This window comes from Actinomycetospora sp. CA-053990 (assembly GCF_050948445.1).
Classification (GTDB): Bacteria; Actinomycetota; Actinomycetes; order Mycobacteriales; family Pseudonocardiaceae; genus Actinomycetospora; species Actinomycetospora callitridis.
Genome location: NZ_CP192043.1, coordinates 4,655,236 through 4,681,701, shown reverse-complemented (window position 1 = coordinate 4,681,701; position 26,466 = coordinate 4,655,236). Strand labels below are relative to the sequence as shown.

Sequence of the window (26,466 nt, the reverse complement as noted above, 5' to 3'; positions counted from 1 at the left end):
CATCAGGGTCGAGACAAGTAGCACCGGCCGCCGACCGCATCACCCGGCTCGGATGAGTCGAGGGACTGGTAGACCGACAGGTGTGATCGACGAGGTCGACCTCGACCTGCCGGTGCGTGCGGCGCTCCCGGAGCTCGAGGCCGCGCTGGACGAGCGCGGGTCCGCCGTCCTCGTCGCCCCGCCCGGCACGGGCAAGACGACCCTGGTGCCGCTCGCGCTGGCCGGGTCGGTCGCCGGGCGGGTGCTCGTCGCCGAGCCGCGCCGCGTGGCCGTCCGCGCCGCGGCCCAGCGGATGGCGTGGCTGCTCGGCGAGCCGGTGGGCGGGCGGATCGGCTACGCGATCCGCGGCGAGCGGCGCACCGGACCGGAGACCCGGGTCGAGGTCGTCACGACGGGCCTGCTCGTCGCCCGGCTCCAGCGCGATCCGGAGCTCGCGGGCGTCGACGCCGTCGTCCTCGACGAGTGCCACGAGCGCCACCTCGACACCGATCTCGCGCTGGCCTTCGGCGTCGACGCGCGCGCCGCCCTGCGCCCGGACCTGCGCCTGCTCGCGACCTCCGCCACGGCGGCCGCCGACGACCTGGCGGTCGCGCTCGACGGGCGCGTCGTCACCGCGCCCGATCCGATTCACCCGGTCGACGTCGTCTGGAGCCCGCCCCCGCGTCCCGTCCCACCGCCGCGCGGGATGCGGGTGGAGCCGGCGTTCCTCGATCACGTGGGCGCGGTCGTGCGACGGGCCGTCGCCGAGACCACCGGGGACGTGCTCGTGTTCCTGCCCGGTCGTCGGGAGATCGACGAGGTCGGCCGCCGCCTGGGCCCGGTGGACGCGGAGGTCCTCTCGCTGCACGGCGGGCAGGACGCGGCGCACCAGGACGCCGTGCTGGGCGGCTCCTCGGGCGGGCCCTCCCGACGACACCGCGTGGTGCTGGCGACCTCGATCGCCGAGACGAGCCTGACGGTGCCGGGGGTGCGGGTCGTCGTCGACGCCGGGCTGTCCCGGCGGCCGTGGACCGACCACGCCCGCGGCCTCGACGCCCTGGTCACGGTGCTCGCCTCGCAGGCCTCGGCGACGCAGCGTGCCGGGCGCGCGGGCCGGGAGGCCGCCGGGACGGTGTTCCGCTGCTGGTCGGAGGCCGAGCACGCGCACCGTGACCGCGACGACGCCCCGGAGGTGGCGCACGCCGACCTGGCCGGCTTCGCGCTCCAGCTCGCGCGGTGGGGCACGCCGGACGCCACGGGGCTGGCTCTGCTCGACCCGCCGCCGGCCGTGGCGTTCGACGCGGCGCGGGAGGTGCTGCGCGGGCTGGGGCTCGTGGACGAGGGCGGGCACATCACCGAACGGGGGCGGTCGGTGGCGACGACCGGCGTGCACCCCCGGCTCGGTCGCGCGCTGCTCGACGGCGCGGAGGCCGTCGGGGCGGACACCGCGACCGAGGTGGTCGCGCTGCTCGCCGCCGACGTGCGGGGCGACTCCGACGACCTGGAGGAGCTCCTGCGCACCGCTCGGGCCGCGAACGATCCGCGGTGGCGGGCGGAGGTCCGGAGGCTCCGCCAGGGCAACGGTCCCCGTCGCCGGGGCGGTGCGACGCGCTCGCAGGGCGCGGCCTCGGTCGTCGCCCTCGCCTACCCCGACCGCCTCGCCCGGGCCCGCGGCGCCGACGCCCGCGAGTACCTGACGACGGGGGGCACCGGGGTCGAGCTCTCCGCGGGGTCGCGGCTGCGGGGCAGCCCGTGGATCGCCGTGGCGGACGCCGTGCGCGGTCCCGGCGACCGGGTGGCGCGGGTGCGGCTCGCCGTGCCCGTTGACGAGGACCTCGCCCGGGAGGCCGCCGCGGGCTGGTGGCACGACGACGCGGTGGTGGCCTGGGAGGGCGGCGACGTCGTGGCGGAGCGCCGCGAGCGCCTCGGCGCGATCGTGCTGGCCCGCCGGCCGCTGGCCCACCCCGACCCGGCGGCGGTCGCGGCCGCGGTGCGCGACGGCATGGCCGCGGAGGGGCTCGGGCTGCTGCGCTGGGACGACGCGGCGACGGCGCTGCGGGCCCGGCTGGCGTTCCTGCACGCGGCGCGGGGCGACCCGTGGCCCGCGGTCGACGACGAGGCCCTGCTGTCCCGTCTCGACGAGTGGCTCGACCTCACGCGGGTGCGCCGCCGGGCGGACGTCGCGCGCGTGAAGGTCGCGTCCGCGCTGCGCCACCTCGTGCCGTGGTCGGAGGCCGGCCGGCTCGACGAGCTCGCGCCGACCACGGTGACGACCCCGTCGGGACGCAGCGTCCGCGTCGACTACACCGACCCCGCGGCCCCCGTCGTCGCGCTCAAGGTCCAGCAGGCGTTCGGGTGGGAGCGTGCTCCGGTCCTGGCGGGGGTCCCGGTCGTCGTCCACCTGCTCTCACCCGCGGGACGTCCGGTGGCGGTGACCGCCGACCTCGCGTCGTTCTGGGACTCCGGCTATCCGCAGGTGCGCGCGGAGCTGCGGGGCCGCTACCCCAAGCACGCGTGGCCGGAGGACCCGCGGCGCTGACGACCTCTCGTGGGCTTTCCTGTCCAGCGCGTCACCGATCTGCGCCCTCGTGTTCGGCGGCCAGACGGGCCGCGGCTGGTCCAACGAGGCCGAGCTGAGCCGCGATCGGCCGGCTGACCAGGTTCAGCGCCCAGTCGGCCGCGACCCGCAATCGGTTGCCTGCCGCCGGCAACGCGTACAGGTGGTAGGCCTTGGTCACCAGCTTGGCGGGCAGTCCGGTGAGCGGCACGCCCATCGGACGGGCGACGGCCGCGACGCCGCCCAGGTCAGCGACCAGGCCGAGATCGCGGTGTCGGTAGCGGCGCGCCCTCCCGACGCCGAGGCTGGCCGCCACGTTGCGGCCGATGACCAGGCCCTGGCGTTGCGCGTGCTGGGCTGTCGGCGGGTAGTCGCTCCCCGTCGCGCTGAAGGGATCGCGAGCCGCTGCGCTGTCTCCGGCCGCCCACACCCCCTCGCGCAGGCGGAGGTGCTCGTCGACGACGAGCCGACCACGACTTACGGCCAGCCCGAGCCGACCTACGAGCGGTGGTGGTGTGACCCCCACGGTCCACACCACGGTGTGAGTCGGCAGACCCGTCCCGTCGGAGAGGGCCACGCGTCCCTCGCCGATCGACGTGAGGGTCGTACCGAGGCGCACCTCCATCCCCCGGCCCCGGATGACGGCGAGCGCCGCTCGACCCAGGCGCGGACCCAGCTCCGGCAACACGGACGGAGCCAGGTCGAGCAGGACCCACCGCAGCTCGTCCCGCGACAGCCGCGGGAAGCGGTCCAGTTGCGTGACCGTCGCGCGCTGAAGCTGTGCGGCGGTCTCTGTACCGGCGTAGCCCGCCCCCACCACGACGAAGGTCAACCGAGCCCTGCGCTCATCCGGGTTCGCCGTGCTGTCGGCGAGCTCCAGTTGCCGCAGGACGTGGTCATGGACGAACTGGGCCTCGACCAGTGTCTTCAGGCCCAGCGCGTGGTTGTCCACCCCGGGCGTCGGGAGCGTGCGTGTGACGCTGCCGGTGGTCAGGGCCAGGCGGTCCCACCGAACCGGTTCGACGGGGCCGGACTCGGCGACCACCTCGAGTGTCCGCCCCTCGAAGTCCACGTTCGCCACCGTGGCCTGGACGAGGCGGGTGCGCTGCAGGCCCGAGTGAAGGGGAACGGCGATGCGCCTCGGATCCAGCCGGCCCGCCGCGACCTCGGGCAGCAGCGGGCTGTAGCACAAATGATCCGTTGCGCTGATCAGCGTGAGGTCGGCCGAATCGGCCGGCACCAGGCGTTCCAGCGTTCGTGCCGCGAAGTATCCCGCGAACCCGCCTCCGACGACGACGACGGAAGGACGGCTCATCGGTACCTCTCACAGGTTGGGTCCGGTCACGACCTGATGAATTCCAGCAGATCGGCATTGATCGTCTCCGACTGCGTGGTCGGCATACCGTGCGGGAATCCTTCGTACGTCTTCAGCGTGGCGTTCTGGAGAAGTTCCGCCGAGAGGGGCGCCGAGTCCGCGTAGGGCACGATCTGGTCGTCGTCGCCGTGCATCACGAGCACGGGCACCGTGATCTTCTTCAGGTCATCGGTGAAATCAGTCTGCGAGAAGGCGACGATGCCGTCGTAGTGCGCTTTCGCGCCACCCATCATGCCCTGGCGCCACCAGTTCTGGACGATGGCTTCGGAGGGTTCCGCTCCCGGTCGGTTGAAACCGTAGAACGGGCCGGCCGCCACCTCACGGTAGAACGACGATCGATTGGATGCGAGCTCGGTCTGGAAGTCGTCGAAGACCTTCTTGGGGAGGCCGCCCGGGTTCGCGTCGGTGCGGACCATCAAGGGCGGTACGGCGCTCGCGATCGCAGCCTTCGCCACTCGGCCCTCGCCGTGGCGGGCCAGATAGCGGACCACCTCGCCGCCTCCGGTGGAGTGACCGACGTGGACGGCATCCGTGAGGTCGAGATGGGCCGTCAACGCCGCGAGATCGTCGGCATAGTGATCCATGTCGTGGCCGTCGCCCGTCTGGCTCGACCGTCCGTGACCCCGCCGGTCGTGGGCGACGACGCGGAAACCGTGCTGCACGAAGAACAGCATCTGGGTGTCCCAGTCGTCAGCCGAGAGCGGCCAACCGTGACTGAACACGATCGGTTGGCCCGAACCCCAGTCCTTGTAGAAGATTTCGGTACCGTCGGCGACGGTGATGGTTCCCATGGGGCGCTCCCACTCGCAGGTGGTCGGAGTTCGATCGGCCGCACGACCGCAGGCCATGGATCTCGGTGAGCGTGGTAGCGGCACGAACTGGCGAGTCGGCCCGACGTGTGGGAGGTGGACGAGAGCGACTCACCCGGCGAGACATCGCGATCTCACCGCCGACCAGACGGGAAGCCACGTTACTCACGGAACCGGGAGATCGGGAGCGCACGAGGCCATGAGCGGTCGAATGCCGAGTTGGTTCGACCTCACGGCGGTCGTGAGCGTACCCCGGCTGCAGGAACAGGAATGGCATGCTCTCACGGTCAGTGCCGACTCGGGTACTGGTCGCGACAAACAATCTCGGCACCTGACCGGATCGGCCTCACGTTCCTTCGACCGAGGTCCTAGCGTCGCCGCCGCGGTGATGGCCCTACGGACCCGTGGTCCCGGGCGGCGTCAGCGTCGCGTCCAGGAACGCGGCGAGCGTGGTGGTCGGGCGGTCGAGGAGGCGGGTGAGTGTCGGGTCCGCCGGCGCGAAGTCCCCGCGCCGGCTCGCGGCGAACAAGCCCACGCGCAGGTCGGCCGCGTGCTCGGAGAGGCCCTGTTCCAGCAGTTCGGCGCGGTACCGCGCGTCGGGGACGACCACCCGCCTGATCGCCCGGCCGACGAGGGTGGAGGCGAGGGCAGCGACGTCGGTCATGTCGAGGGCCTCGGAGCCGGTCAGCGGCGGGGTGTTGCCGTCGAACACGTCCCCGGTCAGCGCGAGCACCGCGCCGGCCGCGAGATCGGCGTGAGTCGTCCACGCCACGGGCTCGTCCGCGGGCGCGCGGAGCTCGCCGGTCTGCAACGCGCCCGCCAGCAGCTGCGGGACGGTCGAGGCGTAGAAGCCGTTGCGCAGCGAGGTGAACGCGACGCCGCTGTCGCGGAGGATCGCCTCGGTGGCGGCGTGGTCGGGCATGGGCGCGTAGGGCGAGGTCGGATCGGCGCCCATGCGGCTGGTGTAGACGACCCGCTCGACGCCGGCCGAGACGGCCGCAGCGATCGCCGCGCGGTGGCGTCGCACGGCCTCCTCCCCGGTGGTGTCCGCGGACATCACGAGCAGCCTCGACGCGCCGCGGAAGGCGGGACCCAGGCTCGCCGGGACGGTGTAGTCCCCGTGACGGACCCGCACGCCCCGCTGCTCGAGGTCCTGGACCTTCAGCGGATCGCGGACGCTCGCCCCGACCTGACCGGGTGGCACGTGGTCGAGCAGCTGTTCGACCACGGCGCGGCCGAGCCGGCCGCCGGCTCCGGTCACGACGATCATGGCGTCCCCGCCTTCAGCGGTGCCGACCAGACCATAGCTCCGACGTGCTCGTGGTCAGGTACGCGTTGCCGGATCGCTCCCCGACCACCGACCGGAGCGACCCACGCCACCGCCGGCGCCCTACGTGGAGAGGTCCTCATCGTCGTGGACCCGCGGGAGTCCTCGTGGAGCATCCGCTGCTGAGCCCCGCCTCGAGCTACGACGAGCTCCGGCGACAGGTCGACTTCGCCACCATGGACATCCCGGACGGTTCAACCTCGGGGTGGCGTGCCGACCGGCACGACCCGGGGCGCGGGCGCCGTCGCCCTCGGCGTGGAGCACGCGGAGGTTGGTCGCGATGTGCACCGTGTCCATGGGCCCGACGCTGACCGCGACCCCGTCGACGATGCCCGTCGCCCGGGCGGCGGGCCCGAAGTCGAGGGTGGCGTCGGCGGTGAACACCGCGCCGAGCGTCGCGGGTGGGGTGGGGGTGGCCGTGGTCGCTCTCTTCCGAGGTCAGCCCTCGACGGTGCACCACGGGTCGTAGTGGGGGTCGGCGAGGAGGGCGTGCAGCCGGCGTCGGCGGAACCCGACGTTGCCGCCGCTGAACAGCGGATACGCGAGCGCGTCCTGGAGTAGGCCGGCCAGGGGCAGGTGATGTCCGTAGGAGTCCACGCCGACGACCCTCATCAGCTCGACCAGGGTCTGGACGGCCGCCTCGGAACCGAAGATCTTGGCGTGGACGGACAGCTCCTCGGCGCCGGGTGAGCCGCTGTCCACCGCCGCGCACGCCGCACGGGTGAGGCCGCGGACGGCCTCGATCCGGGTCTTCACGTCGGCGAGCTGGAAACCGACGCCCTGGTGCTCGACGACCGGCACCAGCCCGCCGCGGCGGTCGGTGCGCGCGAACTGCAGGGCGACGTCGAACGCGGCGCGCATGACACCGGCCGAGCAGGCTCCGATCAGGGCGCCGCCGAAGGACGTGGCGACGATGCCGAGACCGTCGCCGACCTCGCCGAGGAGGTGGGAGGTCGGGACGCGGACGTCGCTCAGGGAGAACCGGGGGAGGAGGTGCGCGCGATGGCCGAGCGGCTCGAGGACCTCGGTGATCGTCAGCCCCTCGATCGGGCCCGGGACGAGGAGCACCGCCGTCGACCGTCGCGGATCGGGGTCGTCCCCGGCGCGGCACACCACGGTCATGAGGTCGGGCCCGTCGCCGTCCCACCCGGTCGCGTGGGAGACCCACTGTTTCTCCCCGTCGAGGATCCAGTGCCCGCCGTCGCGGCGGGCCGTGGTCCGCAGCCCCACCTCCATCCCCGTGCCGGGATCGGGCTGGTCGAGGTTGGCGGTGCCGCCGGGCTCGGACAGGGCGAGGGAGGCGAGCGGGGTCCCGGTCGTGGCCAGGAACGGGGCGAGGAACTGCCGGTGCTGAGCCGCGCTGCCGGCGCGCAGCAGGGGGGTCAGCCCGAGCCCGGTCGAGAACAGGTGCAGGGCCACGCTCGGATCGCCCGCGACCAGCTCCTCGGCGAGCACCGCGGTCGTGGACGCCCCGGTCCCGTCCCCGCCGAGGGCCTGCGGCACGAGCCGGCGCAGGAACCCGGCCTCCACCATCTGCCGGTAGAAGGGGCGGGTGGCCCGGTAGCGCTCGGTGGGTGTGGGCAGGGGGTCGGTGACGTCGCGGACGTGGGCGAGGACGTCGCCGGCGAACTCGCGCGCCCGGGCGCGCAGGGTCTGCTGCTCGCTGCGGACGGAATCGGTGACGGTCACGGCGTGTTCCTCCCTCCTCAGTGGCCGGCGCACTGGCCGCCGTCGACGTGCAGGGTCTCGCCCGTCACGAACGCCGCGGCCTCGAGATAGAGGACGGCGTGGACGATCTCCTCGATCTCGCCCATGCGGCCCACCGGGTGCAGCCCGGCGTAGGCGTCGTACGCCTCGACGGGGTGCATGGGGGTCTTGATGATCCCCGGCGACACCGCGTTCACCCGCACGCCGGAGCCGGCGCACTCCACGGCCAGGGACCGGGTCGCGGCGTCGAGCCCTCCCTTGGTCAGGGACGCGAGGACGGAGGGGACCGCCTTGAGCGGATGGTCGACGAGCGAGGTGGTCAGGGTGACCACGTGGCCGGCGCCCTGCTCGAGCATCGTCGCGACCGCTCGCCGGGTGATGCCGAAGAACCCGGCGAGGTTGAGGCCGACCATCGCCGCGAAGTCGTCGTCGGTGTAGGCGGTGAAGGGCTTCGCGAGGAACATCCCGGCGTTGTTGACCAGGGTGTCGACGCGTCCGTACCGCTCCAGGGCGGCATCGACCACGCGGTCGGCGGTCCCGGGTTCGGCGAGATCCCCGGGGACGGTGTGCACCTGTGGGTCGTCGGACGGCGCGACGGAGCGCGAGGTGGCGACGACGGCGTAGCCGAGCTTGCGGTAGCCCTCGACGACACCGGCCCCGATGCCGCGCGATGCGCCGGTGACGATGACGACCTTCTGGCCGTTCGTGGTGGTCATGGAATCTCCTCGGGACGTGCGTCATCGACGGGACCGCTCGGCGCGGCCCTCGGGGTGTGGGATCCGTGGGGTGGCGGGCGAACCGCGTTACTCGCGTGGCGGGCGTGGCCCGCCGCGCTCCCACCGGCCGGAGCGACGGATCTCGTTGGCGGTCATGCCGAACTCCGCCTTCAGCGCCCGGCTCAGGTGCTCGGTGCCGGTGATGCCCCACCGCGCGGCGATCGCGGAGGCGGTGCGCCCGTGGAGCGACTCGTCGACGAGGTCGCGACGGACCCGCTCCAGCCGTTGCCGACGGATCCAGGCCGAGAGGGTGTGGCCGGTGGGGGCGAGCACCTTGTGCAGATAGCGCACGGACACGCCGTGGGCCCGCGCCACCGACTCCACGGTCAGCCCCGGATCGGCCAGGGAGGCCAGGCAGTGGGCGAGCACCCTGTCCGCGAGGTCGTCGCCCGCTCCCTGCGGCGCGATGTCGACCAGCTCGGCGATGACGAGCGAGACGATCGCGTCCGCGAGGTACTCCTTGCTGCGGCTCGCCGCGCCCAGGGTGCAGCCGTCCACCTTCGCGGCGAGGCCCTCGAACAGCGCGCCGACCACGTCCCGCGGCCCGCAGTCGGTGCCGACGGCGACGGCCGTGCGTCCCGCCAGCGTGTCCGCGTGCGATCCCAGCGCCGCGATCGGGACCGAGACGACCACGGCCTCGTACGGCTCCCAGAACGTCACCTCGTAGGGCCGTGAGGTGACGTAGTTGACGAGGTCCCCGGGGCCGAGCAGGCAGTGCCGCCCGTCCTGGGCGACCCCGGCCCGCCCCGTGCGGTGCAGGGTGACGGTGAGGAACGCGGGATCCGCCGGGTCGATGAGGTCGGGGTCGCGGGTGAGCACGCACGGGCTGCCGCTCATCACGGAGACCCGCACCTCGCCCGCCACGGCGCTGCGCAGCGAGCTGCGGAAGGTGCCGTCGACGAGCGGGCGGACCCGGACCGGGCCGACCGACGGGGCGAGGAGCGCCGCGAACCGGGCGCCGTCGCCGGCGTCCGCCACCGCGACCAGGTGACGGGCGGAGGGAGCAGAGCCCTCCGGAGCCTGTGCGCTCATCCGTCACCTCCCGGTCCGCCGAGCCGAGCACGCGATCGGGCCCGTGCCGCGACTGTAGGAGGCCCCGCACCGACGCGGCCGCCACCGAGCGCACCGGCAGACGCCAGATCGTGCACACCCGGACCACTGGCCCGGTGGCCCGGGGAGCTATCCAGGCCACCGTCCGCGCCCTACCGTGGAGTGGTCCTCATCGTCGTGGACCCGCGGGAGTCGTCGTGGAGCATCCGCTGCTGAGCCCCGCCTCGAGCTACGACGAGCTCTGGCGACAGGTCGACTTCGCCACCATGGACATCCCGGAACGGTTCAACCTCGGGGTGGCGTGCGCCGACCGGCAGGACCCGGGCGCGCGGGCGCTGACGGTCATCGAGGTGGACCGGACCTCGCGCGACCACACGTTCGGCGAGGTGACCGAGTCCTCGAACCGGCTCGCGAACGCGCTGGCCGGGCTCGGGGTCGGGCGGGGCGACGTCGTGGGGCTGGTCAGCCCGGCCTCGTTCGAGACCGGCGTCGGCTTCGTCGCGATGTTCCGGATGGGTGCGATCGCGCTGCCCCTGTCGTCGATGTTCGGCCCGGACGCGCTGCGCTACCGGCTGCGCAACGCCGGCGCGAAGGCCGTGGTGACGGCCGCGGCGAACGCCGACCGGGTGCGCGAGGCGCTCGACGACGGCGGCGATCAGGTGCCGCTGCTGGTGATCGGCGGTACCGGCGCGGACTCCTACGAGGACGCGCTGGCCGCGGCGTCCCCGGAGTTCACGCCCGTGGACACGGCCGCGGAGGACCCGGCGTTCCTGATCTACACCTCGGGCACGACCGGCGACCCCAAGGGCGCGCTGCACGCCCACCGCATCGTCTTCGGGCACCTGGTCGCCTTCGAGGCGATCTTCGAGTTCTATCCGAAGGCCCACGACGTGCTGTGGTCCCCGGCCGACTGGGCGTGGATCGCCGGGATCATGGACATCCTCGTGCCGGCCTGGTTCCACGGTCTGCCCGTGGTGGTGGACCGCGAGCCGGCGTTCACCGCCGAGCGGTCGGTGTGGCTGATGCGCGAGTTCGGCGTGACGCTCACCCTGCTGCCGGCCACCGCGCTGCGGGTGATCCGCGCGTCCGGGATCGACGGTGACGGGTTCGCGTTCCGTTCGGTGGCCTCCGGCGGCGAGGCCCTGGGCGCCGACCTGCTGAAGTGGAGCGAGGAGTTCTTCGGCGCGACCGTGAACGAGGGCTACGGGCAGACCGAGCTCAACGCCTGCATCGGCAACTGCGCGTCGGTGTACCCGGTCCGTCCCGGATCGTTGGGCAAGGCGCTGCCGGGGTTCACCGCCGTCGTGCTCGACGACGACGGCACGCCCGTGGTCGACACGGTCGGCGAGCTCGCCCTCGACCGCCGGACGCCCTCGACGATGCTGGAGTACTGGCGCAACCCGGAGGCGACGGAGGCCAAGTTCCTCGGCAACTGGCTGCTCACCGGCGACCTGGCCCGCCAGGACGCGGACGGCTACATCTGGTTCGAGTCCCGCAAGGACGACGTCATCAACTCGGCCGGCTACCGGATCGGCCCCGGCGAGATCGAGCAGAGCCTCGGCGGGCACGAGGCCGTCGCGATGGCCGCGGTCGTCGGCGTGCCGGACGAGCGGCGCGGGCAGGTCCCCAAGGCGTTCGTCGTGCTGCGCCCCGGGGTCACCGCGTCCGCGGAGCTCGCCGACGAGCTGCGCACCCACGTCCGGTCGCGGCTCGCCGCCCACGAGGTGCCACGGGAGATCGAGTTCCTGGACGAGCTGCCCCGCACCACCACCGGCAAGATCCTGCGACGGGCGCTGCGGGAGGACTGAGCTCGCGCCCTCAGCGGTCGCCCTCGTCCTGGAGGTCGGTCACGTTCGACGGGACGACGGCGCCGTTGGTGGGCGCGTCCGTCGTCGGCGTGGTCTCGAGGGCGGCCGGGGCGTCCGCGTCCGGTTCCGACGCGGGCACCGGCGCCGGAGTGGCGGTGGTCGCCGGCACGGGGTCGCCGCTGCGGTTCTCGAAGAAGCGCAGCAGCTCGACCGGGAACGGCATCACCAGCGTGCTGTTCTTCTCCGACGCCACGTCGGCCACGGTCTGGAGCAGGCGCAGCTGCAGCGCGCCCGGGGTCTCGCCCATGGCCGCGGCGGCCTGGGACAGCTTGGTCGAGGCCTGGAGCTCACCGTCGGCGTTGATCACGCGGGCCCGCCGGTCGCGCTCGGCCTCGGCCTGGCGCGACATCGACCGCCGCATGCCCTCCGGCAGCGAGATGTCCTTGATCTCGACGCGGTCGATGCTGATGCCCCACTCCTCGGTGGGGGCGTCGATGACGTCCTTGAGCTCGCCGTTGATCCGGTCGCGGTCCGAGAGCAGCGTGTCCAGGTCGGCGCGGCCGATGACCGAACGCAGCGAGGTCTGCGCGACCTGGGAGGTCGCCTGCAGGTAGTTCTGGACGTTGATCACAGCCCGGACGGGGTCGTCGACGCGGAAGTAGACGACCGCGTCGACCCCGATGGTGACGTTGTCGCGGGTGATGGTGCTCTGCGACGGCACGTCGAGGACGACCGTCTGCACCGAGAGCTTGGCCATCCGGTCGGCGAACGGGATCAGCAGGCGCAGGCCCGGCTGACGGATGTCCGGCAGGAGGCGGCCGAACCTCAGCACGACACCTCGCTCGTACTGCTGCACGAGCCGCACGCTCGCCGTGGTGAGCACCAGCAGGACCAGGACGACGACGACAAGGGAGATCAACAAGGCACTCACGGGAACTCCGCCCAACGAGAAAGGGACGGGGTCCGCCGAGGTCCGGGGCCAACTCCGCCGGTGGGATCGACCCTACGCCGACCGGTCCTGCGCCGCGGGGCGTGAGCGCCGAGGGCCGGTGTCGAAAACGGGGGGAGCGCGTTCGTCGTCGTGGTGAAGGCCCGCCACCGAGGGAGAGGCACCCGCCATGACCCGCACCGCCCGTCACATGTTCGAGCTCCTGGAGCCGATCTGCCTGGTCACCTACTTCGCCGACGAGTCGAACGAGGAGCTGGCCGCGCTCGGGCACCGCACGTACTGGGACGGCTACTTCGCCGCCCGCGCCGCGCCGCTGGGGCGGGTGCCGGCCCAGGTCGTGCACGCGGCGTTCTACAGCTTCGCCGAGGGGGAGGCCGCGCGGCACATCCCGAGCGCGTGGGAGACGGTCCCGCCCGAGACGTCGTTCGCCGCGTGGCGACGGGGCAGCGCGGCGTCGGTGCGCCGGATCCTCGGTGCGGAGCTGGCCGACTCCCGGGCCTGGTGCGCGCCGCCGACCTGGCGACGAAGGCGGCGACGGGCGCGCCCACCGAGGGCCGGGTGATGTACGCCGGATGGCGCGCCCTGGAGATGCCCGGCGACCCGGTCACCCGCCTGTGGCACGCCGCGACGATGCTGCGCGAGCACCGCGGTGACGGGCACGTCACCGCGCTGCTCGCGGCGGGCGTCGGCGGCACGGAGGCCCACGTGCTCAGTGCGCTGGCGCACGGTATCTACCCGGCGGAGTCGTTCGGACGCATCCACCACCTGCCGAAGAAGCGGCTCGCCGCGGTCATGGCCGGCCTGCGCGACCGCGGGCTCGTCGACGCCGACGGCCGGTTCACCGACGCCGGCCGCGAGACCCAGCAGCGCATCGAGGCCATGACCGACGAGCTCGCCACCCCGCCCTACGACGCCCTGACCCCCGCCGAGCTCGACGAGCTGATCGCCGAGCTCGAGCCCCTCACCGCGACGTTGGTGGCCGCCGGGTCGCAGTGACCGGCGGCGGCGGGCGGGCCGGGACTACGTTGCGCCGGTGGCCCCTCTCCTGACCGCGGACGATCTCGACGCCATCGGTGCCGACGCGCAGGCCGCGCGCGATCCACGTCCCTTCGCCGTCGAGCTGGTCGCCGCGGTCGAGGGGGGCCGGCTGGCCGACCCCGACGACGCCGGCTACGCGCTGAGCCTCGCCGCCGAGGCCCGCGAGCTCGCCGGGGACCACGAGGGCGCTCTCGCCCTCTCGGCCCGGGCGGCCACGACGGGCGAGGGGACCGTCGACGCGACGTGGCTGCAGGCGATCCACGCGGAGCGCCTCCTGCGTCTCGGACGTGAGGACGAGGGGATGGCGGCACTCGCGGCGCTGCGGCCCCTCCTGCACCGCGACGTCGACGCCGTGGGGCCGGTCGTCGAGGCGCTCACCGAGACCGGGCGCGCCGAGCTCGCCGAGCAGTGGGTCACGGCCGCCATGCTCACCGCGATCGAACGCGAGGACCGGGCGACCGACGGCTCCGAGGAGCAGCTCGAGGTGGCGGCGGTGGTGGACGAGCTGGTCATGACCCGCCGCGACGTCCGTGCCGGGCTCGGTCGCGTGCCCGACGAGTACGACACGCTCGCCGACGACCTCGACGCCGCGCCGGACCTGGTGTTCTACCCGGAGGCGGCGTTCCTCCAGCTCCTGGCCGCCCAGCCGGAGGCGGCCGACGAGCTCGGGCGCGACTGGGACGCCCACCGGGCGATCGTCGAGGGCGAGCTGCAGGCCGCCGACGCCGAGGGCGAGGTCCTCGAGGTCGAGGTGGCGACCCCGGGGCTGCTCGCCGCGATGCTGTCGGAGGACGACGACGAGGGCACCGCCCCGGAGCCCGGACCTCGCCTCCCGTGGCCCCCGGGCCGCAACGACCCGTGCTGGTGCGGCTCACGCGCGAAGTACAAGAAGTGCTGTCTGCCCCGGGGGCGCGACCGGGCCGAGGACGCGCCGCCGCCCGCGGCGGTCGAGCCGGGGTCCGTCGAGCCGGGGTCGGTCGAGCCGGAGCCCGTGCAGCCGGAGGCCACACGCCCGCCGGTCGCTGCGCCGACGTCGTCGGAACGCGTCATCCAGCGCCGTCCCGGCCCGCGGAGCAGGGCGCGCTGAGCGGTGGCCCCCTGAGTGACCCGTCCGCGGGCTGATCAGCGGGCGTAGCGCTCGCGGGCCCGCTCCCGTGCCTTGTCCGCCTCGACCTCGCGGTCCTTCGGCGGTGCGGTGGTGACCAGCTGGTCGAGGAGCACGCGGGTGCTCGCCGTGACCTCGGCGACGGCCCTGGCGAAGGCGTCCTCGTTCGCCTTCGAGGGCCGCGCCGCTCCGCTGATCTTGCGCACGTACTGGAGGGCGGCCTCGTGCACCTCGGCGTCGGTGGCCGGGGGCTCGAAGTTGTGCAGGACCCGGATGTTGCGGCACATGCTGCGAATCGTGCCCCACCGAGCGGCGCGGTTCGAGCCCCCGGCGTGGCTACCGGATCAGGAGCTGACCCAGATCCGCACGATGGCTCCGTGCTCGACCTCGGCGCCCGGGTCGGGGTCCTGGCGGTGGATGAGGCTCCGGCCGCTCGCGGTGTGGGTGGCGTTCTCCGCGACGGCGAGCACGCCGGCGTCGAGGGCACGGTCGTGGGCGTCGATGGCCGGGACCCCGACCAGCTCGGGCACCCGCACGGTGCGGACGTTGCCGGTGGTGGGCTCGGTGCTGGCGGGGCTGACGTCGGTCATGTGGTGCTCCTCCTGACCGGTGGTGCCGGTCGGACAGGGGACCGGGGGACTGCAGGGGACCCGGGCCCGATGTCCTGTGCAACACCGGCGCGCGGCACCGTCATCCCCGGACCGATCGGCCGAACGTCACCGTGCCCGGGGGGTTGAGACGGCGGGTTCCCGCATCAACGCGCCGGGACGGCGGCCCGGAACCGGAAGCGGTCGCCGGTGCTGTCGACCACGACGTCGACGAACCCGGCGGCCCGCAGGCGCGCGGGCAGCTCGGCGGGGTCGGAGGGGACGAAGACGTCGTCGACGTGCAGGGCGCGCCGGGCCGGGGTGTCCTCGCCGTCGGTGCCCACCAGGAGCCCGCCGGGTCGCAGGACCCGCCGGGCCTCGGCCAGCACGAGGTCCTGGAGCTGCCGCGTCGGGACGTGGTGCAGCATCGTGAAGCAGGCGGCGGCCGAGAAGCGCCCGTCCTCGAACGGCAGGGCCGTGGCGTCGGCGGTGACGACCTCGACGGGGTGCCCGGCCATCCGCTCCTCCAGGGCCGCCGCGAGCGCGGGGTCGAGCTCCACGGCGGTGACGCGGGCCGCGCGCTCGACCAGCAGGTCGGTCACGAGCCCGGGCCCTGCGCCGAGCTCGAGCACGTCGTCGCCCAGACCCTCGTCCCCGAGGACCCAGGGCAGGAGCTCGTCGCGGACCACGGCCGCCCACTCGGCGCTCGCGCAGAACCGGAGGTGCTCGTCGTTCACGGGCACATCCTGCCCTCGGACCAGGTCCGGACCACCGTCGGCCGGAGCTGCCGTGTCGGGGGGCCACCGTAGGGTCCGGACCCGTGGTCGGAGCGGGCGAGCAGGGGGCGCAGTGAGCGGCACGAGGGTGTTGGTGGCGGGGGCGAGCATCGCGGGGCCCGCGCTGGCCCACTGGCTGCGTCGGCGAGGAGCCGAGGTCACCGTGGTGGAGCGGGCCCCCGGGCTGCGTCCCGGCGGGCAGGCGGTGGACGCGCGCGGGGTGGCCAAGGAGGTCATCCGGCTCATGGGGCTGGACGCGCAGGTGCGCGCGGCCCGCACCGTCACCGCCGGGGCCCACAGCGTGGACGCGGACGGCAACGTGCTGGAGACCTTCAGCGCGGAGGACGACGGCGGCGACGGGTTCATCGCGGAGATCGAGATCCTGCGCGGGGACCTGGCTCGGGTGCTGTACGACGACACCCGCGACGACGTCGAGTACCTCTTCGGCGATCGCATCGTCGAGCTCACCCAGGACGCGGACGGGGTCGACGTGGCCTTCGAGGGCGGCGACCGGCGGCGCTTCGACCTGGTCGTCGGGGCCGACGGGCTGCACTCGGCGCTGCGGGCGATGGTCTTCGGGCCGCGCGAGCGGTTCGTCCGCCACCTCGGACACGTGCTCGCCTTCTACAGCGTGCCCAACGAGTTCGGTCTGGACCGCTGGCTGATCGAGTACCAGGAGAACGGGCGCTCCGCCGGCCTGCGGCCCATCCACGAGGCCCACGAGGCCATGGCGATGTTCTCCTTCCCCGCGGCCGACCACGACGTCGACCACCGCGACGTCGGGGCCCAGAAGCGGCTGCTGCGCGAGCGGATGGCGGGGTACGGCTGGTGGACCCCGCGCATCCTCGAGCACCTCGACGACACCCCGGACTTCTACCTCGACCAGGTCGCCCAGGTCGTGATGGACCGCTGGTCGAGCGCACGGGTGGGGCTGCTCGGGGACGCGGCGTTCAGCTCGTCGCCGATGTCCGGGCAGGGCACCGGGCTGGCGCTGGTCGGCGCGTACATGCTCGCCGGGGAGCTGGCCGCCGCCGGATGGGATCCGGAGGCCGGGTTCGCCGGCTACGAGGCGCGGATGCGCTCGTTCGTCGAGGCCAACCAGGAGATCGGCCGGCTGAACGCGCGCACCCGCGACGTCCCCGGGCCGGACCCCGAGCCGCTCCCGGACTTCACCTCGGAGTGGTTCACCGAGCTCATCGAGCGTGCGGTCACCGGCCCCGAGCTGCCCGACTACGCCGGGGTGCCGGACTCCGGCCCCCGCACCGGTGACGGGTCCTCCTCGGTCGGCACGCGCAGCGCGTCGAGCACTCTCGGGACCACCGCGTAGTTCCTAGGCTGCGCGTCATGACGACACCCGCTCGTATCGGCAACGTGCTGCACCCGGTCGCCGACGTCGCCGCAGCCGTCGACTTCTATGCGACGGCCTTCGGGTTGCCGACGAGGTTCGTGGACGGCGACCGCTACGCCGCGCTCGACGGCAACGGGACGACGCTGGCGCTCGCCGCGCCGGAGGAGGACATCACCGGCGGTGTGCCGGCGGCGTCGTTCAAGGTCGCCGACGTCGCGGCGACGCTCGTCGCGCTCGAGCAGGCCGGCGGCACGGTCGTCCGCCCCGCGGAGACCGGTCCGCACGAGGTGCGCGCCGTCGCTCGCGATCCGTGGGGCAACACGCTGGTGGTGTACGGGTCCGCGTAGCCCAGGTCCCGCCGGGGAGGACGGGGCCGACGCACCCGTCCGCCGGGCTGATCCGACTGCTAGCGTGTCCCGACCGGTTGCAACTCGCAATCACTCGGGAGTGCTGATGTCGGACACCACCTGCCACATGTCGATCTCACTCGACGGCTTCGTCGCCGGGCCGGACCAGAGCCGCGACGACCCGCTCGGGAAGCGGGGCATCGAGGTGCACGGGTGGCACATCGGGGACCCGCGGGCGACCGAGGCCGACGAGATCGCGACCGGGTGGCTCATGCGCCCCCGCGGGGCCTACGTCATGGGCCGGAACATGTTCGGGCCGATCCGCGGGGAGTGGGACGAGGACTGGCGCGGCTGGTGGGGCGCCGAACCGCCGTACCACGCGCCGGTGTTCGTGCTCACCCATCACGCCCACGAACCGATCGAGATGGAGGGTGGGACGACGTTCCACTTCGTCACCGAGGGCTTCGATGCGGCGTACGCGCAGGCGTCCGAGACCGCGGGCGACAAGGGCGTGGACATCGCCGGGGGCGCCTCCACCGTCCGGCAGGCGCTGAACGCCGGCGTGATCGACGAGTTCAGCCTCGACATCGCCCCCACCCTGCTCGGTGCCGGCGAGCGCATGTTCGAGGGCGTCGACTCCTTCGACTTCGAGCCCGTCGAGGTGCTCCACTCGCCGCTGGCCACGCACATCCGCTACCGCCGGGTCGCCGCCGGCGGCTGACCGCGGCGTCGGCGCGATCACTGGGCGGACTTCGAGTCGCCGTCGATCGGGAGCACCTGGCCGGAGATCGAGCGACCGTGCGGTCCGGCGAGGAAGACGGCCAGGGCGCCGACGTCGGCGGGATCGGTGAGCTCCCTGACCGACTGGTTGTCGAGGGCTCTGGCGCGCTCGGTCTCGACGTCGGTCCCTGCCACCTGGGCGCGACCGGCGAGCACGCGCTCGATGCGGGGGCCGGCGACGGCCCCGGGATGGATCGTGTTCGCGGTGATGCCGTGGGGGCCGAGCTCGAGGGCGAGGGTCTTGGCGAACCCGACCAGCCCCCACTTGGTCGTCGAGTACGCCACGCGGTTCGGGTAGCCGAAACGGCCCGCCACCGAGCTCATGATGATGATCGACCCGCGGTCGGACCGCTTGAGCAGGGGGATCGCGCGCTGTGTGATCACGAAGGTGGCCGTGAGGTTGACGGCCAGCACGCTGTTCCAGGCCTCGGCGTCGTAGTCCTCCACGGACGCCGTCGGCCCGGCGACGCCCGCGTTGTTGACGAGCACGTCCAGGCCGCCGAGCTCGCGCTCGACGTCGGCGAACAGGCGCTCCACCGCGGCGGGATCGGTGACGTCGCCGACCGTGCCCGTCGTCGCCGCGGAGCGCCCGGTCGCCTCGGCAAGGGCGGCCGCGTCGAGATCCACGATGTGCACCCGAGCCTCGGCGGCGACGAACGCCTCCGTGACCGCCAGCCCGATCCCCGCCGCGCCCGCGGTCACCAGCACCCGTTGCCCGTCCATCCGTGCTCTCCTCCGTCGTCCCGGCGTCCCGCGGCGGCACCGTCCCGTGGTGACATCGTGCGGGACCGCACATCGGGTGGCATCGAGGCCGGGGATGGGCGATGGTGAAAGTGTCGATCTCTCGGCCCAGCCCCCGCCGACCACCAGCCGCGTTCCGTCGCGGCACGAGTACGTCGGGGTTGTCGATGGAGACCAGCGAGATCACCGAGGCCGTCCGCGATCAGGCGACGGTCCACCAGGCCGAGGGTGTGCTGGCGGTCGTGCTCGGCGTGCCGACCGAGCAGGCCGCCGTGAGCCTCGACTTCAAGGCCCAGTTCGGCGGCGTCTCGCTCGTCGAGGCCGCCCGTCGGGTCCTCGCCGACCACGAGCGGCGGCTCGGCGAGACCGGGACCGTACCGTCGGAGCTCGGCGACCGGACCCTGATGATCCTCCGGCAGCACCTGGATACTGTGGGCAGCCCCCTCGAGCAGCCCTCGTGAGACGGGCATCCGCCCGCCTCGTCGTGGTCACAAGGTGGTCACCAGGCCGCCGTCGATGACGACGTCGGAGCCGGTGACGTTCCCGGCCCGGCCGCCGGCGAGCAGGACGACGACGTCGGCGACCTCGTCGGGACGGGTGAACCGCCCCGTGGCGGCCCCCGCGACGGCCTCCTTGGCGATGGCCTCCGGCTCCCGCCCACCGGGACCGGCGAGCGTGGCCGCCACGCCCTGGTCCCCGAGCCACAGCGCGGTCTCGACCGGCCCCGGGCTCACGGTGTTGACCCGGACGCCGCGGGGGCCGAACTCCTTGGACAGCGACTTGCTCAGGTTGGCCAGCGCGGCCTTCGCGGCGCTGTAGTCGACCACCGTCGGGTCGGGGAGGAAGGAGTTCACCGAGCAGACGGTGACGATGGTGGACGGGGCGCGCTCGAGCAGGTGAGGCAGCGCCGCCCGGGTCGCCCGCACCGCCGTGAGGAAGTTGATCGCGAGGGTGCGCTCCCACTCCGCGTCGTCGATGGCGAGGAAGCCGTCGAGCCGCGGTGTCACGGCGCCCACGTTGTTGACCAGCACGTCGATCGCCCCGAACGTCCGCACCGCCTCGTCGACCAGCGCCGCCGGACCGTCCGGGGCCGAGAGGTCGCCCAGGACGGGCACGACCGTCCCGTCCGCCGTCAGTGCCGCGAGCTCGTCGCTGGTCGTGCGGGCGCCGGCGGCCACCCGCACCTCCTCGGCGACCAGCGCCCGGGTCACGGCCAGCCCGATGCCCTTGCTCGCGCCGGTGACGACGGCGACCTTGCCCGCCAGGTGCATGTCCACGAGAGGTCTCCTCAGCTCGGGCGAAGCGGCGGACGGAGGTCGACGCTAGCGGCACCGCATGCCGGGCAGGTGACGATTGACTACCGGCGATCGCCTCGGCGGGAGACCCCACGACACGACACGACCCCGCCGCTACCACTGGTGAGCGACGGGGTCGGGGGCACGGGCTCGCCCGGATCACGGGTGCCCGGAGAACGGACGCCGGCTCTCGGGGCCGACTCCCCGAACCTACGCCCACGCGGCGGCGGACGGTGCGTTCTCGACGGCGCGTCAGGGGTGCGCCTGCCGGCAGGCGACCTCGCCCTCAGCCGAACGTGAACACGTAGGCGCGGGCCCCGGCGTCGGTGAAGGTGATCTCGACGGTCCGGTCGCGGATCGCTCCGTCCTGCCGGATCAGCTGGTGGAGCCGCTCCTCGCGGGCGGTCCCGGAGCCGTCCTCGTCGACGTCCAGCCCCCGGGCGCTGCGCGGTGGTTCGCCGTCCAGCGTCACCCGGAAGCGCACCGGCCCACCGTCCGCCCGGCCGCCCATCACGAGGTTGACGTCCCGGGCCCGGAAACGGTGCACGATCCGGCCGCCGGGCTCGTCCAGGACCATGACCTGCCTGCCCGCGGTCCACGCGCCGGCGAGCGACCAGTGGTTCAACCGGAGCCGCTCCGGCTCGGGGTAGACCCGGCTGCGGTCGAGGGCGAATCCGCCCGGCGAGGCGAACCCGGTGGCTCGCGCGTAGCCGACGTAGGTCTCCGGCGATCCCAGCCGCGGCCAGTCGGCGGCGAGGTACACCCCGTCCGCCTCGACGTGGACCAGCTCCGGGTCCACGTCGTGCCCGGCTTCGGCGAGCAGCTGCCGGATGGCCCGCTCCGACCGCTCGTAGGCCTCCTCACCGAAGTGGTGGTAGCGCACCCGTCCCTGCGCGTCGACGACGTACAGCGCCGGCCAGTAGGCGTTGTCGAAGGCGCGCCAGACCGCGAAGTCGTTGTCGACGGCCACCGGGTAGCCGATGCCCATCGCGGCGAGCGCCGACCGGATGTTCTCGGGGTCGTGCTCGAACGGGAACTCGGGGGAGTGGGCGCCCACCACCGTCAGCCCGGGCCCGTACTCCTCCGCCCAGGCCTTCACGTACGGCACGGTGCGCAGCCAGTTGATGCAGGAGAAGGTGCAGAACTGGACGGCGACGACCTTCCCGCGCAGCTCCTCGGGCGTCAGCGGAGCGGAGTTCAGCCACGTCGTCGCCCCGTCGAGCGGCGGGAACACACCCTCGACCGGGAGCTCCGCGGTCCTGGTCACCGCAGCGACCGGAAGGTCGTCCGCATCTCCTCCGCGAAGGTCTGCGGCTGCTCCCAGGCGGCGAAGTGACCGCCCTCGCCGACCTCGTTGAAGTGGATGAGCTGTGGGTAGGCCCGCTCCGCCCAGCTCCTCGGGGCCGGGTAGAGCTCGTCGGGGAAGACCGTCACGCCGACCGGGATCTCCACGCCCTTGACGTCGAAGAAGGCGAGCTTGCTCTCCCAGTAGAGCCGCCCGGAGGAGATCGCGGTGTTGGTCAGCCAGTAGTGGGTGATGTTGTCGAGGACGTCGTCCCGCGAGAGCCCGCCGGGTCGTCCGGCGAAGGCGCTCGCGATGAGCTCGTAGCTGCGGACGTCGTGGTCGAGCATCCACGCGGCCAGGCCGACGGGGGAGTCCGCGATGCCGTAGAGCGTCTGCGGCCGGTTCGCCATCTCGCCGGCGTAGCCGACGCCGGTCGCGAAGAAGTGGGCGAGGACCTCGTACGCCTTCTCCTCGGCGGGGGCGAGGCCGGGCGGCGCCGGGTCCCCGACGGCGAGCGCCTTCGAGATCTCCGGCGGGACCGTCGCCGGCATGTTCGTGTGGATGCCGAGCAGCCCCGGCGGCTTCAGGAGCGCCATCTGCTCCGTGACGGCGTTGCCCCAGTCGCCGCCCTGCGCGACGAACCTCGTGTAGCCGAGCCGGCCCATCAGCTCCACCCACGCTCGCGCGATGCGCACGGGGTCCCAGCCGGTCTCCGTCGGTCGCCCCGAGAACCCGTAGCCGGGCAGCGACGGGATCACCAGGTCGAAGGCGTCCGACGCGCTCGCCCCGTACTCCGTGGGGCGGGTGAGCGGATCGATGATCTTGAGTTGTTCGACGGTCGAGCCCGGCCACCCGTGCGTGACGATGAGCGGCATCGCGTCCGGGTGCTCGGAGCGGACGTGGATGAAGTGGATGTCGACGCCGTCGATCTCGGTGACGAAGTGCGGCAGGGCCGCGAACCGGCGTTCGAAGGCGCGCCAGTCGTACTCGCTCGCCCAGTAGCCGGCCAGCGCCCGGATGGTGTCGAGCTGCACGCCCTGCGAGGGATCCGTCTCCCGGTCGGGCCACCTCGTCGCGGTGATGCGACGCCGCAGGTCGGCGAGCTGTTCCTCGGGGACGTCGATGGTGAAGGGTCGGATCTCCCGCTCGGCGGTCGCCGTGCTCGATGCGCGCGTGGCCATGACGTGCTCCTTGCGGTGGGGTTCGGGTCGGCGGCTACTCGCCGGGATCGGCGCCGTCCTCGACGGCGGCCAGCAGACGACGCGCGGAGGCCTCGTCGGAGGAGTCCACGAGGACGCGGACTCCCTGCAGCTGCAACTCGGGTTCCTGGCCACCGGCGTCGTCCGCCGCCACGGCGGCGCGGATGTCGTGGTCCCGCAGGAAGCCGGCGATCAGCTCGGCCTCGATGCGGCTGGTGACGACGGCCGCGGAGACGGTGGGAGACATGCTCGCTCCGGAACGCGCGCAGGAGTCCGGGACGAGGCACCCGGGTCCGGGCGCCGAACACCGGCGCCGCCCCCTGCGTTGACGGATGCGCCACGTGTCGCGCCGGCGAACGCTAGCGTCTGCGAACGGCGCGGGCGTACCGCCGAACAGCCGCCGACCGGCCGGGCGATACGATCAGCGGATCACCATCGGAGAGACCGATTGGTGAATTCGTGCCCGAGCGTGACGTTTCGGGCACTCCCCGTGCGCGAATTCTCGTTTCCTCCCTCCGATGGAGGAGAGATCGTGCCGCCGACGGGTCGAACAGCATCGGCACACGTTCCCTCCTGGAGTCGACGCCTCCCAGCGACGGGACGTCCAGGAGTACGGTTCTCCATTCGCGGGTTTGCTCGGAGAGAGTGACGTAGTGGCCAGGACGACTCCCTCCGATTCTGCTGTCGGAGTGCCCGGCGATCGGAGTCAGTGCTCGCGGAGATCGGCGCGCGACGTCGCATTCGTGTCGGCGTAGCGCCTCTTGGCGGTCGGCTGCGTCGCAGGACGGCCAGCCGGCGCCCTCGTGAGCCGTCCGTCGAGTGCCGCGTAGAGAGCTCGGGTTCAGCGGAATCGTCTCGATGCCGACCGGGGGCACACCTCGACGCCATCCGCTGTTCCCTGTCAGGAGATTCCATGTCGGCACCCACCGATACCCAGATCCCCACCGGCACCCGCCCCGAGATACACCCGTTCCGCGTCGAGGTCGCGCAGGAGGACCTCGACGACCTCCGCCGACGCGTGCTGGCGACACGTCTGCCCACCAGGGAACTCGTGTCCGATCGCTCGCAGGGCGTGCAACGGGAGACGGTCCGGGAACTCGCGCGCTACTGGACGAGCGAGTACGACTGGCGGCGCTGCGAGGCGAGGCTGAACGCTCTTCCGCAGTTCACGACCACGATCGACGGCGTCGATGTCCATTTCATCCACGTCAGGTCGCGACACGAGGACGCGATGCCGTTGATCATGACGCACGGCTGGCCTGGTTCGGTCGTCGAACTGCTCGACGCGGTCGGCCCGCTGGTCGACCCGACCGCGCACGGCGGGACCCCGGCGGACGCCTTCCATCTGGTGCTGCCGTCCCTGCCCGGCTACGGCTTCTCAGGCGAGCCGACCGAGCTCGGCTGGGACGCCGGCCGCATCGCCCGGGCCTGGGCGGAGCTGATGGTCCGCCTCGGCTACACCCGCTACGTCGCCCAGGGCGGCGACGTGGGCGCCGCCGTGACCGACGCGATGGGGCGCCAGGCACCCGAGGGGTTGCTCGGCATCCACGTCAATCTGCTCGCCGGGGCGATCGGTATCAAGGACGTGCTGCCGGCGGGCACCGAGCCGGAACGGACGGCGCTGGCCGCGCTCACCACGTTCACGACGGACGGTTTCGGCTACTTCCTCGAGCAGTCCACCCGACCGCAGACGATCGGCTACGCCCTGCTGGATTCGCCCGTCGGGCTGGCGGCGTGGATGCTCGACCACGACACGGACAGCTACTACAAGATCTCCCGCGCGTTCGTCGACCGCGAGCCCGTCGGCCATCTCACCCGGGACAGCGTCCTCGACAACATCACGCTGTACTGGCTCACGGGCACCGGCGCCTCAGCCGCCCGGTGGTACTGGGAGTTCGCGCAGTTCGTCGCCCGTGCGGCGGGCCAGGCCCCACCACCGGTGTCGGTCCCGGTCGGCTTCACGACCTTCCCCGACGAGATCTGGGCTGCCCCGCGGAGCTGGGTCGAGACCGTCTATCCCGGCCTCGCCTCCTTCAACGAGGCCGACAGGGGCGGTCACTTCGCCGCCTGGGAAGAGCCTGCGCTCTTCTCCACCGAGGTCCGCGCCGCGTTCCGTTCCCTGCGCTGACCGACGCCGGGGCGGCACGCATCGTCAGCACCTCGCCGAACACGATGTCGGGGCGGATGAGTTGTTCGGTGGCGGGGTGGATGATGTCGACGTGACGGCCAGCCGGGGCTCCGTGGGTGACCCTGCCGAGCCGGGTGCCGCGGTCGCGCTGGCGCCCCTGCTGGCGGTCTGTTCCGGCTACTTCATGGTCATCCTCGACGTGACCATCGTGAACGTGGCGGCGCCCGCGATCGGGCGCGAGCTCACCACGTCGTTGACGGACCTGCAGTGGATCGTGGACGGCTACTCGGTCGCGTTCGCGGGCCTGCTGCTGCTCGGTGGGGCGCTGGGCGACCGCTGGGGGCACCGCCGCGTGTTCTGCCTCGGGGTGTCCGTGTTCACGGGCGCGTCCCTGGGCTGCGTCGTCGCGGGCGACGCCCTCACGCTCACGGTGTTCCGCCTCGTCGAGGGGTGCGGCGCGGCCCTGCTGGTGCCCGCCTCGCTGGCGCTGCTGCAACAGGTCCATCCGACGCCGGAGGCCCGGGCGCGCGCGTTCGGGCTGTGGGGCGCGATCGCGGGTGTCGCCGCCACCGCCGGTCCGCTCGTGGGCGGGGTCCTGACCTCGACGGTCGGGTGGCGCTGGGTCTTCGTCATCAACCTGCCGGTGGGGCTGCTGTGCCTGGGCGCCACGCTCGCGACGGTGGGACCGTCGCCCCGCGACCCCCGCCGTGTCATCGACCCCCTCGGGCAGGCCGCCGTCGTGGTCACCGTGGCCGCCCTGATCGCCGCGCTCAACGAGGTGGGTCGCCAGGGCATCCGAGGGCCCGCGGTCATCGCCGGCGTCGTCGTCGCCGCCGTCGCCGCCGGCGTGTTCGTCCTGCGCGAGCGCTACGGCGCCCACCCGCCGCTCCCGAGGCCCCTGGTGGGATCCCGACCGCTGGTGGGCGGCACCGCCATCGGACTCCTGTTCAATTTCGGCTTCTACGGCATGATCTTCGCCGCCAGCGTCTACTTCCAGCAGCACGAGGGCTTCAGCGCCGCGCTGGCCGGGCTCGCCCTGCTGCCCGCCATGGCCGTGACGATGGTGGCCTCCGCCCTCTCGGGGCGGTTGGCCGACCGCTTCCCCCACCAGCGCCTCATGCTCGTCGGCCTCCTGACGGCGTGCTTCGGTCTGACCCTCTGGGCCGTGGTGGGCGACGCGGCGAGCTACGCGGTCCTCGTCATCGCCATGGTGGCCTGCGGCTTCGGCACGTCGTTCACGCTCACCGGGGCGACGTCGACGGTGATGGGTGCCGCCCCCGCCGACTACGCCGGGACGGCGTCGGCGACCCTCAACACGGCCCGGCAGACCGGCTCGGCCGCGGGGGTCGCGATCGCCGGGTCGCTCGTCGCCGTGGCCGGCCTGCCCGCCGGCGTCACCACGTTCATGGCCCTCGGCGCCGCCGGCTACCTCCTCGCCGCGGTCCTCACCGTGGTCAGCGTCCCCGCACGGCGGCGGTAGGGGAGCACCGTCACACCGAT

Annotated in this window: 24 protein-coding genes and 1 pseudogene; 10 read left to right on the top strand and 15 right to left on the bottom strand. The window is 73.3% G+C overall.

Annotation, left to right across the window (positions count from 1 at the left end; genetic code table 11):
- The first annotated feature begins 52 nt into the window (after positions 1 to 52).
- Complete coding sequence (gene hrpB / locus ACQPYN_RS23985) at positions 53 to 2,518, top strand: ATP-dependent helicase HrpB (protein ID WP_433028587.1); 2,466 nt, start codon at positions 53 to 55, stop codon at positions 2,516 to 2,518.
- A 31-nt stretch (positions 2,519 to 2,549) separates the two neighbouring features.
- Here hrpB and ACQPYN_RS23980 read toward each other — a convergent pair whose 3' ends face one another.
- From ACQPYN_RS23980 to ACQPYN_RS23955, 6 genes are all read right to left on the bottom strand, one after another.
- A complete protein-coding gene (locus ACQPYN_RS23980) occupies positions 2,550 to 3,851 on the bottom strand; it encodes an NAD(P)/FAD-dependent oxidoreductase (RefSeq protein WP_433028585.1) in 1,302 nt (433 codons plus the stop codon).
- Positions 3,852 to 3,877: 26 nt separating this feature from the next.
- Entirely contained in the window at positions 3,878 to 4,702 is an 825-nt protein-coding gene (locus ACQPYN_RS23975) for an alpha/beta fold hydrolase (protein WP_433028583.1), read from the bottom strand.
- Between the two features lie 412 nt (positions 4,703 to 5,114).
- Entirely contained in the window at positions 5,115 to 5,990 is an 876-nt protein-coding gene (locus ACQPYN_RS23970) for an NAD(P)H-binding protein (protein WP_433028581.1), read from the bottom strand.
- Between the two features lie 495 nt (positions 5,991 to 6,485).
- Complete coding sequence (locus tag ACQPYN_RS23965; protein ID WP_433028579.1) at positions 6,486 to 7,736, bottom strand: acyl-CoA dehydrogenase family protein; 1,251 nt, start codon at positions 7,734 to 7,736, stop codon at positions 6,486 to 6,488.
- A gap of 17 nt (positions 7,737 to 7,753) precedes the next feature.
- Positions 7,754 to 8,470, bottom strand: coding sequence for an SDR family NAD(P)-dependent oxidoreductase (locus ACQPYN_RS23960; protein ID WP_433028577.1), 717 nt, complete (start codon positions 8,468 to 8,470; stop codon positions 7,754 to 7,756).
- Positions 8,471 to 8,557: 87 nt separating this feature from the next.
- Positions 8,558 to 9,562, bottom strand: a complete 1,005-nt coding sequence (locus ACQPYN_RS23955) for a helix-turn-helix domain-containing protein (RefSeq protein WP_433028575.1) — start codon at positions 9,560 to 9,562, stop codon at positions 8,558 to 8,560.
- Between the two features lie 215 nt (positions 9,563 to 9,777).
- Here ACQPYN_RS23955 and ACQPYN_RS23950 point away from each other — a divergent pair, with 215 nt between their 5' ends.
- Positions 9,778 to 11,388 carry an AMP-binding protein gene (locus ACQPYN_RS23950; RefSeq protein WP_433028573.1) on the top strand — a complete coding sequence of 537 codons (1,611 nt, stop codon included), beginning with the start codon at positions 9,778 to 9,780 and terminating at the stop codon, positions 11,386 to 11,388.
- 10 nt (positions 11,389 to 11,398) lie between these two features.
- On the opposite strand, the gene ACQPYN_RS23945 is transcribed toward ACQPYN_RS23950, so the two are convergent.
- On the bottom strand, positions 11,399 to 12,319 hold the full coding sequence (locus ACQPYN_RS23945) for a slipin family protein (protein ID WP_433028571.1): 921 nt from the start codon (positions 12,317 to 12,319) through the stop codon (positions 11,399 to 11,401).
- 187 nt (positions 12,320 to 12,506) lie between these two features.
- Here ACQPYN_RS23945 and ACQPYN_RS23940 point away from each other — a divergent pair.
- Positions 12,507 to 13,333 (top strand): annotated as a pseudogene (locus ACQPYN_RS23940) (SCO6745 family protein).
- Between the two features lie 37 nt (positions 13,334 to 13,370).
- Positions 13,371 to 14,462 carry an SEC-C domain-containing protein gene (locus ACQPYN_RS23935; protein ID WP_433028569.1) on the top strand — a complete coding sequence of 364 codons (1,092 nt, stop codon included), beginning with the start codon at positions 13,371 to 13,373 and terminating at the stop codon, positions 14,460 to 14,462.
- Positions 14,463 to 14,497: 35 nt separating this feature from the next.
- Here ACQPYN_RS23935 and ACQPYN_RS23930 read toward each other — a convergent pair whose 3' ends face one another.
- From ACQPYN_RS23930 to ACQPYN_RS23920, 3 genes are all read right to left on the bottom strand, one after another.
- Positions 14,498 to 14,767 (bottom strand): DUF2277 domain-containing protein, encoded by a 270-nt coding sequence (locus ACQPYN_RS23930; protein WP_274192013.1) that lies wholly within the window; start codon positions 14,765 to 14,767, stop codon positions 14,498 to 14,500.
- Between the two features lie 57 nt (positions 14,768 to 14,824).
- Positions 14,825 to 15,070, bottom strand: coding sequence for a PASTA domain-containing protein (locus ACQPYN_RS23925; protein ID WP_433028567.1), 246 nt, complete (start codon positions 15,068 to 15,070; stop codon positions 14,825 to 14,827).
- A gap of 164 nt (positions 15,071 to 15,234) precedes the next feature.
- Positions 15,235 to 15,804, bottom strand: coding sequence for a class I SAM-dependent methyltransferase (locus ACQPYN_RS23920; protein ID WP_433028565.1), 570 nt, complete (start codon positions 15,802 to 15,804; stop codon positions 15,235 to 15,237).
- 127 nt (positions 15,805 to 15,931) lie between these two features.
- Between ACQPYN_RS23920 and ACQPYN_RS23915 the strand changes: the two genes are divergently transcribed.
- From ACQPYN_RS23915 to ACQPYN_RS23905, 3 genes are all read left to right on the top strand, one after another.
- Complete coding sequence (locus ACQPYN_RS23915) at positions 15,932 to 17,170, top strand: FAD-dependent monooxygenase (RefSeq protein ID WP_433039015.1); 1,239 nt, start codon at positions 15,932 to 15,934, stop codon at positions 17,168 to 17,170.
- A gap of 17 nt (positions 17,171 to 17,187) precedes the next feature.
- Positions 17,188 to 17,538: a VOC family protein gene (locus tag ACQPYN_RS23910; RefSeq protein WP_433028563.1), complete on the top strand. Its 351-nt coding sequence runs from the start codon at positions 17,188 to 17,190 to the stop codon at positions 17,536 to 17,538.
- Positions 17,539 to 17,644: 106 nt separating this feature from the next.
- Complete coding sequence (locus ACQPYN_RS23905) at positions 17,645 to 18,259, top strand: dihydrofolate reductase family protein (protein ID WP_433028561.1); 615 nt, start codon at positions 17,645 to 17,647, stop codon at positions 18,257 to 18,259.
- Positions 18,260 to 18,276: 17 nt separating this feature from the next.
- Here ACQPYN_RS23905 and ACQPYN_RS23900 read toward each other — a convergent pair whose 3' ends face one another.
- Complete coding sequence (locus tag ACQPYN_RS23900) at positions 18,277 to 19,041, bottom strand: SDR family oxidoreductase (RefSeq protein ID WP_433028559.1); 765 nt, start codon at positions 19,039 to 19,041, stop codon at positions 18,277 to 18,279.
- Between the two features lie 185 nt (positions 19,042 to 19,226).
- Between ACQPYN_RS23900 and ACQPYN_RS23895 the strand changes: the two genes are divergently transcribed.
- Positions 19,227 to 19,520, top strand: a complete 294-nt coding sequence (locus ACQPYN_RS23895) for a hypothetical protein (RefSeq protein WP_433028557.1) — start codon at positions 19,227 to 19,229, stop codon at positions 19,518 to 19,520.
- A gap of 27 nt (positions 19,521 to 19,547) precedes the next feature.
- Here ACQPYN_RS23895 and ACQPYN_RS23890 read toward each other — a convergent pair whose 3' ends face one another.
- The 4 genes from ACQPYN_RS23890 to ACQPYN_RS23875 all read right to left on the bottom strand — a co-directional run bounded on the left by ACQPYN_RS23890 (position 19,548) and on the right by ACQPYN_RS23875 (position 23,085).
- A complete protein-coding gene (locus ACQPYN_RS23890) occupies positions 19,548 to 20,330 on the bottom strand; it encodes an SDR family NAD(P)-dependent oxidoreductase (RefSeq protein WP_433039013.1) in 783 nt (260 codons plus the stop codon).
- 310 nt (positions 20,331 to 20,640) lie between these two features.
- Positions 20,641 to 21,621 (bottom strand): hypothetical protein, encoded by a 981-nt coding sequence (locus tag ACQPYN_RS23885; RefSeq protein WP_433028555.1) that lies wholly within the window; start codon positions 21,619 to 21,621, stop codon positions 20,641 to 20,643.
- Positions 21,618 to 22,820, bottom strand: a complete 1,203-nt coding sequence (locus ACQPYN_RS23880; RefSeq protein ID WP_433028553.1) for an epoxide hydrolase family protein — start codon at positions 22,818 to 22,820, stop codon at positions 21,618 to 21,620. The genes ACQPYN_RS23885 and ACQPYN_RS23880 overlap by 4 nt, the downstream gene beginning before the upstream one ends.
- A gap of 34 nt (positions 22,821 to 22,854) precedes the next feature.
- The gene (locus ACQPYN_RS23875; protein WP_433028551.1) at positions 22,855 to 23,085 is read right to left on the bottom strand and encodes a putative signal transducing protein; all 231 of its coding nucleotides are present in this window, start codon (positions 23,083 to 23,085) and stop codon (positions 22,855 to 22,857) included.
- A 462-nt stretch (positions 23,086 to 23,547) separates the two neighbouring features.
- Between ACQPYN_RS23875 and ACQPYN_RS23870 the strand changes: the two genes are divergently transcribed.
- Both ACQPYN_RS23870 and ACQPYN_RS23865 read left to right on the top strand, forming a co-directional pair.
- Positions 23,548 to 24,966, top strand: a complete 1,419-nt coding sequence (locus ACQPYN_RS23870; protein WP_433028549.1) for an epoxide hydrolase family protein — start codon at positions 23,548 to 23,550, stop codon at positions 24,964 to 24,966.
- 91 nt (positions 24,967 to 25,057) lie between these two features.
- The gene (locus tag ACQPYN_RS23865; RefSeq protein WP_433028547.1) at positions 25,058 to 26,446 is read left to right on the top strand and encodes an MFS transporter; all 1,389 of its coding nucleotides are present in this window, start codon (positions 25,058 to 25,060) and stop codon (positions 26,444 to 26,446) included.
- The last annotated feature ends 20 nt before the right edge of the window (positions 26,447 to 26,466 follow it).